The 9,451-nt window shown below is 70.8% G+C and carries 6 protein-coding genes; 2 read left to right on the plus strand and 4 right to left on the minus strand.

The annotated features are described in order from the left end of the window. Nucleotides 1-22 precede the first annotated feature (22 nt). The 4 genes from ABZV34_RS12700 to ABZV34_RS12715 form a co-directional block, all read right to left on the minus strand. The gene (locus ABZV34_RS12700) at nucleotides 23-964 is read right to left on the minus strand and encodes an RluA family pseudouridine synthase (protein ID WP_356274149.1); all 942 of its coding nucleotides are present in this window, start codon (nucleotides 962-964) and stop codon (nucleotides 23-25) included. 83 nt (nucleotides 965-1,047) lie between these two features. Beyond that, complete coding sequence (locus ABZV34_RS12705) at nucleotides 1,048-2,601, minus strand: amino acid permease (protein WP_356274152.1); 1,554 nt, start codon at nucleotides 2,599-2,601, stop codon at nucleotides 1,048-1,050. Between the two features lie 888 nt (nucleotides 2,602-3,489). Beyond that, the gene (locus ABZV34_RS12710) at nucleotides 3,490-4,338 is read right to left on the minus strand and encodes a siderophore-interacting protein (RefSeq protein ID WP_356274155.1); all 849 of its coding nucleotides are present in this window, start codon (nucleotides 4,336-4,338) and stop codon (nucleotides 3,490-3,492) included. Nucleotides 4,339-4,550: 212 nt separating this feature from the next. Further along, nucleotides 4,551-5,480: a 5'-3' exonuclease gene (locus ABZV34_RS12715; protein WP_356274198.1), complete on the minus strand. Its 930-nt coding sequence runs from the start codon at nucleotides 5,478-5,480 to the stop codon at nucleotides 4,551-4,553. A 193-nt stretch (nucleotides 5,481-5,673) separates the two neighbouring features. Between ABZV34_RS12715 and ABZV34_RS12720 the strand changes: the two genes are divergently transcribed. After that, complete coding sequence (locus ABZV34_RS12720) at nucleotides 5,674-6,753, plus strand: betaine/proline/choline family ABC transporter ATP-binding protein (RefSeq protein ID WP_356274161.1); 1,080 nt, start codon at nucleotides 5,674-5,676, stop codon at nucleotides 6,751-6,753. Then, nucleotides 6,746-9,361, plus strand: a complete 2,616-nt coding sequence (locus ABZV34_RS12725; protein WP_356274164.1) for an ABC transporter permease/substrate binding protein — start codon at nucleotides 6,746-6,748, stop codon at nucleotides 9,359-9,361. The genes ABZV34_RS12720 and ABZV34_RS12725 overlap by 8 nt, the downstream gene beginning before the upstream one ends. The last annotated feature ends 90 nt before the right edge of the window (nucleotides 9,362-9,451 follow it).

Below are 9,451 nucleotides of genomic sequence, written 5' to 3' on the forward strand. Positions count from 1 at the left end.
GCAGGCGGGCCGGGGCTCCGGGCTACCGCGCCCAGTCGTCGTGCGCGGTCCAGGCCTGGAGCTCCCGCCCGCTGACGAACCGGTGCGCGTGCCCCGTGACCGGATCGGTGAACTCCAGTTTCCGCGCGAGCAGTTGGAGCGGACGCCGGAAGTCGCCGGCCGGCACGGGGCCGGTCACCACCGGGTAGAGCGGATCCCCGAGGAGGGGGACGCCCAGCGTGTTCATGTGCACCCGGAGCTGATGGGTCTGCCCGGTGCGGGGCACCAGCCGGTAGCGTCCCAACCCGTCGCGGTGGTCGCGGAGTTCGATCCGGCTCACGGCGTTCGGTTCGCCGGCGACCTCCCGCGCGGCCATCACCCCGCGCTCCTTCACGATCCGGCTGCGGACCGTGCGCGGCAGTTCGAGCCCCCCGTCGTACGGGGCCACCGCCTCGTACTCCTTGGTGACGAGCCGGTCGCGGAACAGCGACTGGTAGGCGCCGCGCTCCTCGGGCCGCACGGTGAACAGCACGAGCCCGGCGGTGAGCCGGTCGAGGCGGTGCGCGGCGCCCAGCGCCGGGAGGTCAAGCTCCCGCCGCAGCCGCGCGAGCACGGTCTCGGCGACATGGCTGCCGCGCGGTGTGGTGGCGAGGAAGTGGGGTTTGTCGGCCACCACGACATGCGCGTCGCGGTACACGACGTCCACGGCGAACGGCACCCGCTCCTCGTCGGGCAGCTCCCGGTGGAACCACACGAACATCCCCGGCTCGTACGCCGTGCCGGGCTCGACCGGCCGCCCGTCCGCCCGCACGATCAGCCCGTCCGCGAGCATCGTGTCGATCACCCCGGCCCCCGCCGCGAGCCGCGCCACCAGATGCTCGCGCACCGTGGCCCACTCCCCTGCCTGCGGCAGTCGGACGCGCACGGGGTCGACACCGTCGCGCTGCGGCAGGGGGGAGGGCGGGATCCTGGGCTTGCGTCTCACCCGCTCAAGCCTACGGGCGGCGGCGGGGCAGGGTGCTCCCCGCTCGGACGCGCGGGGCGGCTGCCGGGTCGGTTGCTCCGGGCTCAGGTGTACGAGGCCGGGGCCGCCACCAGAGCCACCGCCGTCCGTGCCCGGTACGCCCCGTACGCCCGGTAGGCCGCACCCGCGATCAGCGTCGACGCCAGGAACAGCACGGTGAACCACTGGAAGTACCAGTGTCCGCCCCCCGGGTCGTACACCGCGGCGCGCGGCCAGGCGAGGTCGACGCTCATGAGCAGACCGTAGACGAGGGCGATCGCGTTGACCGGGACACCCCAGCGGCCCAGCGAGAAGAGCGGGGCGCCCGTCTCGTCGGTCCCGTCGGCGGTGAACTCGCCGCGCAGCCGGCGCACCAGCATCGGCCCGGTCACCATCGCGTACGCCAGGTACAGCATCACGATGCAGGTGGTGCCGATGGCCAGAAAGGCCTCCGGGGAGGCGAAGTCGAGCAGCAGCAGGGCGGCGGCGAGGACACCGACGGTGAGCGCGGGCACGCTCGGCACGCCGGTGCGCGGGTTGACCCTCGCGAGCCGGCGGGAGAAGGGGAGCCGGCCGTCCCGGGCCATCGAGAAGAGCATGCGGCAGGCGGCCGTCTGGATCGCCAGCGTCGCCACCGCGACGGCCACCACCACGTCGGCGAGCAGCGCCCGGCCCACCCCGTCCCCGAGGCTGCTGGTCAGCACGTAGCTCAGGCCGTCCACACCCAGGTGCCCGTCGGTGAGGCTGGGCGCGGCCAGCAGTCCGCCGAGCACGATCAGTCCGCCGAGCAGACCGGCCGCGCCGAGCGCGGTGAGGATCGTACGGGGCGCGGTACGCCGCGGATGGTGCGTCTCCTCGCTCATCTCGCCCGCGCTGTCGAAGCCGATCAACACGTAGGCCGCCGTGAAGGAGCCCACCATCAGCGCCCCGAACAGGCCTGATCCGCCCTCACCGGTGTGGAAGGTGATGCCCGGGGAGCGCTCGGAGTGGGTGAACAGCAGGACGATGATCAGAACGGCGCCGATGATCTCGGCGGTGACGCCGACGCGGTTGATCACCGACATCACCCGGTTGTCGACGACGTTCACCAGTGTGGTCAGCACGAGCAGGACGACACCGAGGACCGCCGCGTTGGCCGCGCCGTCGGGGCTGGTGGGCGCCGGATCGTCACCCACCAGCTGGAAGCCGGACCAGATCGCGGGCAGCACCGTCTGCAGTGCGAGGGCCGCCGCCGCGACCACCACGATCTGTCCGATCACCATGATCCAGCCGGCGAACCAGCCGAAGGAGAGGTTCGACAGACGCGAGGACCACTGGTAGATCGCGCCCGAGAGCGGGTAGCGCGCGGCCAGTTCGGCGAAGCAGGCGGCCACTGTCAGCTGGCCCACCAGGACGGCCGGCCAGGTCCAGAAGAAGACCGGGCCGCCGAACGCGTACCCGAAGGCGAAGAACTGGAAGACGGTCGTCAGCACCGAGATGAAGGAGAAACCGGCGGCGAACGAGGCGTAACGGCCGAGGCTGCGCCGCAGTTCCTGGCGGTAGCCGAACGGAGTGAGCGAGCCGTCGTCGGAGGACCGGGGTGGATCGGGGCGTACGTCGGAGGGAGCGGTGGTGGTCACGGTGGCACCTGCCTTCGGCGCGGAATTCTGTCGGGTGACAGAAATTAGGGAGACCCTGTTTCGCTCGCGTGACGCGGCAGTGTCCGGGTCGCGCCGAAGTGCTCACGCCCCTGTCCCGGGCCCGGGGCGCGCACCCGCGGCACGGAGCGAGAGCGCATGCCTCGCCGGTGAAGAGGGTCCGACCACACCGCTCATCACGCACTGCCGGGAGGAGGCCGACCAGTTCGCCCGGCGGGTCGCGACCGTCGGCCGGGGCCCTGCCGTCGTCGGTGGGGGAGGGAGCGGTCCGGGCGCCCTCAGGGGCGAACTCCCGCGCCAGACGGCGTACCTGACGTCGCGGGAGGCGCTCGGCGAGTCCGGACCCACGCTGCTGGACGGGCGTTCCCGCCGGGCCGCCGGACCGTGCGTGAGTCGCTGTCCGAGGTCCGCCGCCGTGCGGAGGCCGGGGCCGGGGTGGAAGGCGCCGACGGCGTGGTCCTCGCCGGGGCCGCGTGACGGGCGTGGCCGCTTCCCCGGCCTGGCGCATGACGTGGCGTCAGCGCGGGCTGCTCGTACGGCGGTCCGTGTCCGAGCCGATCACACTGATCCAGCCGCCGGTCCGGCGAGACTGCTCGGCGGCCACGTCAGAAAGGCGGCGCCGTCCGGCAGGCCCGGTTGGACGCGGGGAACGTGGCGCCGTCCGGCGGGTCCGGCTGGACGCGGCGCGGGATTCGCCCCGCTCGACCGGGCGAGGGAGACGGGGGCGTCCGGCGAGGTCCGGGAATCCCGACCGGGTGCCGTGCCCGGCCGTTCGGGCGGTCCGCCCGCGCGGACCGTGGCGGTGGTGTGGCCGTCGCTCCGAAAGTTCAGGTCGTACCGGCGCTCCGAGAGACCCGGACCCGGGGAGGTTCAGGAAGCGGCCGCCGAGGTCGCCTCCTGCTCCACCTCCACCTGCGCGTTCCACTCCCGCTTGGCCGCCTGCCAGCCGTCCTCGTTGTGCCCCAGGCGCCAGTAGCCGGAGATCGACAGGTCCTCGCGCGGGATCTCCCGCTCCACCCGCAGCAGCCGGCGCAGGTCCTTCACGAAGGCCGCCTCGCCGTGCACGAACGCCTGCACCCGGCCTTCCGGGAAGTCGAGCGCGCGCACGGCCTCCACCAGGGCCTCGCCGACGGGCCGGTCCCCGCGGTGCAGCCACACCACGTCCACGTCGGAGTCGATCTTCTGCTCCTCGTCGCGGCCCGAGACCTCCAGGAAGGCGTGAGCCACGGCGCCGTCCGGCAACGCCTCCAGGGCGGCGGCGATCGCGGGCAGCGCGCTCTCGTCACCGGCGAGCAGATGCCAGTCGGCGCTCGCGTCGGGCGCGTACGCGCCGCCGGGGCCCATGAACCGTACGATCTCGCCCGGTTGGACGCGGGCCGCCCAGGGGCCGGCCAGGCCCTCGTCGCCGTGGACCACGAAGTCGAGCGTCAGCTCGCGCAGTTCGGGGTCCCAGGCCCGCACGGTGTACGTCCGGGTCACGGGCCACTGCTCGCGCGGGAACTCCTCGCGGATCCGCTCCATGTCGAACGGCTCCGGATAGGTGACGCCCTCCGCGGCGAAGAGCAGCTTCACGTAATGGTCGGTACAGGTGCCCGCGGTGAACTCGGCGAGGCCCTCGCCGCCCAGGACGACGCGCTGCATATGGGGAGTGAGCCGCTCGGTCCGCACGACGCGCGCGCAATGGGGCTTCCTGGGCCTGCGTGCCGGACGCTCTGCCATGACGGCCTCCTCGTTCATTGACTTAGGCTCCCCTAAGTTAGCATCCCTGTCCCGGTTGGCACCCTTTGCCGGTGAGGCCTTCGCGCTCCTCGTACCGGGATTCGAGTACCCCCGTGGTGAGGCTCGAGCCCCGCTCCAAACAGTGACGATGCCCTCACCCGAGATCCCCCCGTCGGCGAGAACGATGCTTCTCGCGCGAAGAACGCGGCTTCTCAGGTGCCGAGCGTCGTGAGCAGGCGCTGCAGTGATCCTCCCAGGCCCCAGCGGGCCGCGAGCGCGTCCAGGGCGGCCGGGTCGCGCGGGGTGTGCGGCAGCGCCGTGTCGACGCCGGGCAGCGGGACGTCACCCGCGACCCGTACGACCTCGGGCGCCAGGGCGACGTAGGGGCGGGACTCGTCGAGGCGCCTGCGCTGAGAGGGGGTCAGCGCGGACTTCGGGTCGTCCACGGCGGTCATGATCCCGGCGAGGTCACCGAAGGCGTCGAGCAGCTTGGCCGCCGTCTTCTCGCCGATCCCGGGCACCCCCGGAAGGCCGTCGCTCGGGTCGCCGCGCAGCAGCGCCAGGTCCGCGTACCCCGAGCCGTCGACCCCGTACTTCTCGCGCAGCCATGTCTCGTCGGTGAGCTGGAGGGTGCCGACGCCCTTGAGGGGGTACAGGACGCGCACTTCCCGCTCGTCGTCGACGAGTTGGTAGAGGTCGCGGTCGCCGGTGACGATGTCGACCGGTCCGGTGGCGCGCCCGGTGAAGGTGCCGATCACGTCGTCCGCCTCGTACCCCTCGACCCCCACGCGCGCGATGCCCAGCGCGTCCAGGACGTCCTCGATGACGGGCACCTGCGGGGAGAGGGTGTCCGGCACCTCCTCCTCGTCCGGGCCGGTCTCGGTCTCCACGGCCACCCGGTGCGCCTTGTACGAGGGGATCAGGTCGACCCGCCACTGCGGGCGCCAGTCCGCGTCCATACAGGCCACCAGGTCGTCCGGGTGGTGGTCCTTGACCAGGCGGTCGATGAAGTCGAGCAGCCCGCGCACGGCGTTCACGGGCGTGCCGTCCGGGGCCCTCACCGAGTCGGGGACCCCGAAGTAGGCCCGGAAGTACAGGGAGGCGGTGTCGAGCAGCATCAGGCGTCTGGTCACGCCTCGCATCATGCCGTACGCCACTGACAGTGACCTGGACCACTCTCGTGTTTGCTCCGTGTAAGCGAGGGCAGGCGCGGCATCGGGAAGCGCCCGGTTGCTTTTTCAACCGATCACGGCGATCACGGCGATCACAGCGGTCGCACCGATCTGACCCGGCGCAGCGATCAGACCGATCGAGGCGTCCGAACGAGAGGCACACGTGTCATCCAGGCTTGAGGCCGAGCATCTGTACAAGGTGTTCGGGAGACGACCGGAAGAGGCGGTGGAACGACTCCGCCAGGGAACCGACCGGGAGGAACTGCGCGCCGACGGCACCACCGCCGCGGTGATCGACGCGTCCTTCACGGTCGACCCGGGCCAGATCTTCGTCGTCATGGGCCTGTCCGGATCCGGCAAGTCCACCTTGCTGCGCATGCTCAACGGGCTTCTGGAACCGACCGCGGGACAGGTGCGCTTCGACGGTGAGGACCTCACCGCGCTCAGCGCCCGTGACCTGCGCGAGGTCCGCTCGAAGAAGATCAGCATGGTCTTCCAGCACTTCGCGCTCTTCCCGCACCGCAGTGTCCTGGAGAACGCGGCGTACGGCCTGGAGGTCCAGGGCGTACCGGCCGCCGAGCGCAGGAGGCGCGCCACCGAGGCCCTGGAACTGGCCGGGCTGGCGGGCTGGGAGAAGTCCTGGCCCGACGAGCTGTCCGGCGGTATGCAGCAGCGCGTCGGCCTCGCCCGCGCACTCGCCACCGACGCCGATCTGCTGCTGATGGACGAGTCGTTCAGCGCGCTCGACCCGCTGATCCGCCGCGACATGCAGGACCAGCTCATCGAGCTCCAGAAGAAACTCAAGAAGACCATCGTGTTCATCACCCACGACCTCAACGAGGCCATGCGGCTCGGCGACCGGATCGCCGTCATGCGCGACGGCCGCATCGTCCAGATCGGCAGCGCCGAGGACATCCTCGTGCGCCCCGCCGACGACTACGTCGCCTCCTTCACCCAGGACGTCGACCGCTCCCGGGTGCTGACGGCGGGCGCCGTCATGGACACCGGCGTACGCGGCGACGAGGCCGACTGCGACTGCGAGACCGCGCTGCCCGACACCTCGTTCGTGGATCTGTGCGCGATCAGCGCGCGCCTCACGCACCCGGTCGCGGTGCTCGACCCCCAGGGCGAGCTGGTCGGCGTCGTGCCGCGTCGCCGGCTCGTCGCCTTCCTCGGCGACGAACAGGACGAACCCGGCCGCTGTGAGCAGCCGCGGACCGAGGCGGTGACGGCCGGTGCCTAGGATTCCCTTCGGTGACTGGGTCAACGACGTCGTCGACTGGCTGCTGAACCACATGGCGTGGCTCTTCGACTTCCTCAAGACCGTTTTCTCGGGCACCTACGACGGCATCAACGCCGTCCTTCAGGCCCCCCAGCCGCTCCTCCTCGCCGGCATCTTCGCGGTGATCGCGTTCTGGCTGCGCGGCACCTCCGCGGGTGTCCTCACCTTCGTGGGATTCGCCTTCATCGACTCCCTCGAACTGTGGGAGGACGCGATGGTGACCCTCTCGCTCGTCCTCGTGGCGACACTGATCGCACTCGTCGTCTCCGTCCCCGTGGGCATCTGGGCGGCGCGCTCCGACCGGGTCAGCGGCATCGTCCGCCCGGTGCTCGACTTCATGCAGACCCTGCCCGCGATGATCTACCTCATCCCGGCGATCCTCTTCTTCGGCACCGGCGCCCCCGCCGGCATCGTGGCCACCCTGATCTTCGCGCTGGCCCCCGGTGTCCGCATGACCGAACTGGGCATCCGGCAGGTCGACAAGGAACTCGTGGAGGCCGCCGACGCGTTCGGCACCACCCCGCGCAACACCCTGCTGCGCATCCAGCTGCCGCTGGCCCTGCCCACCGTCATGGCGGGCGTCAACCAGGTCATCATGCTGGGTCTGTCGATGGCGGCCATCGCGGGCATGGTCGGCACCGGCGGCCTCGGCGGCGACGTGAACGAGGCCATCGGCCAGCTCAACGTCGGCCTGGGTTCCGAGGCCGGTGTCGCCATCGTCATCCTGGCGATCTACCTCGACCGGATGACCGGCGCCCTCGGCACCCAGGTCTCCCCGCTCGGCCGCCGCGCCGCCGCCAAGCTGCGGGCCGCGCAGGGCCTGCGGATCTGGTCCTACCGTCCCCGTCCCGCCGTCGCGGTGGTGGGCGTCGTCGTCCTCGCGCTGGTCGCGGGCGGCATGGGCGTCTTCGGCGGTACGAACTCGACGTCGACCGCGGCCGACGGCGACAACGTCGGCCAGGGCAAGAAGGTCAGCATCGGCTACATCCCGTGGGACGAGGGCGTCGCCTCCACCTTCCTGTGGAAGGAGATCCTGGAGGAGCGCGGCTTCGACGTCGACACCAAGCAGTTCGACGCGGGCCCGCTGTACACCTCCCTGGCCCAGGGCGACGTCGACTTCGAGACGGACTCGTGGCTGCCGACCACGCACGCCGAGTACTGGAAGAAGTACGGCAAACAACTCGACGACCTGGGCTCCTGGTTCGGCCCCACCTCGCTGGAGCTGAGCGTGCCCTCGTACATGAAGGGCGTCGACTCGCTGGAGGACCTCAAGGGCAAGGCCGGGACCTTCGGCGGGAAGATCACCGGCATCGAGTCCAGCGCGGGGATGATGGGCCTGCTCAAGAGCAAGGTGCTCAAGGAGTACGGGCTCGACAAGGAGTACAAGGTCGTCGACAGCTCGACGCCCGCCATGCTGGCCGAGCTGAAGCGCGCGTACGCCAAGAAGCAGCCGGTCGTCGTCACCCTCTGGTCGCCGCACTGGGCGTACAGCGACTACGACCTGAAGAAGCTCAAGGACCCGAAGGGCGCCTGGGGCAAGGGCGACGGGGTGCACACCCTCTCCCGCAAGGGCTTCGCCCAGGACAACCCGGTCGTCGGCCGGTGGCTGAAGAACTTCAGGATGACCGAGAAGCAGCTCACGGGTCTCGAGGCGGAGATCAACAAGGTCGGCAAGGGCAAGCAGCAGGACGCCGTGCGCGCCTGGCTGAAGAAGAACCCCGGTGTCGTCGACAAGCTGGCTCCGACCGGGAACGCGTCCGCCGCCGCTCCGGCCGAGGCGAAGCGTCCGCTGGACATCGCGTGGTTCCCCTGGGACGAGGACGTCGCCGTCACCTACCTGTGGAAGAACGTGCTGGCACGGCGGGGTTACCAGCTGAACCTCAAGCAGATGGACGTCGGCCCCGTCTACACGGGACTGGCCTCCGGCGACCTCGACCTCAACTTCGACGCCTGGCTGCCCTACGCCCAGTCGAACTACTGGGACCAGCACAAGAACGACCTGAGGGACCTGGGTACCTGGTACGCGCCGACCTCGCTGGAGATCGCCGTGCCCTCGTACGTGAAGGGCGTCAAGTCCCTCGCGGACCTGAAGGGCAAGGGCGGCACCTTCGACGGGAAGATCATCGGCATCGAGCCCGGCACCGGTGAGATGAACCTGCTCAAGAAGAAGGTGCTTCCGGGCTACGGGCTCGACAAGGAGTACAAGGTCGTCGACGGCTCGACGCCCGCGATGCTGGCGGAGCTGAAGCGCGCGTACGCCAAGAAGCAGCCGGTCGCCGTCGTCCTGTGGTCCCCGCACTGGGCCTACAGCGAGTACAAGCTCACCAAGCTCGCGGACGGCAAGAAGCTCTTCGGCGAGGGCAACACGATCCGGACCATCTCCAGCGCGAAGTTCCCGCAGCAGTACCCGCAACTCACCCGGTGGATCAAGAACTTCAAGATGAGCGAGAGTGAACTCGGCTCCCTGGAGAGCGAGATCAAGCAGCGCGGCCAGGGCCAGGAGGAGGACGCCGTCGCGGCCTGGCTGAAGGGACACCCGGACGTGGCGGACCGGATGGCGCCGCGGTAGCCCGACCGGACCCGTCCGACCGAGGGGTGGGCCCCGCCGCCGGCATCCGTGAGATGCCGGAGCGAGGGGTGGGCCCCGCCGTCCGGCATC

Origin of the sequence: Streptomyces sp. NPDC005195, from assembly GCF_040608315.1 — a bacterium.
Lineage (GTDB): Bacteria > Actinomycetota > Actinomycetes > Streptomycetales > Streptomycetaceae > Streptomyces > Streptomyces kaempferi.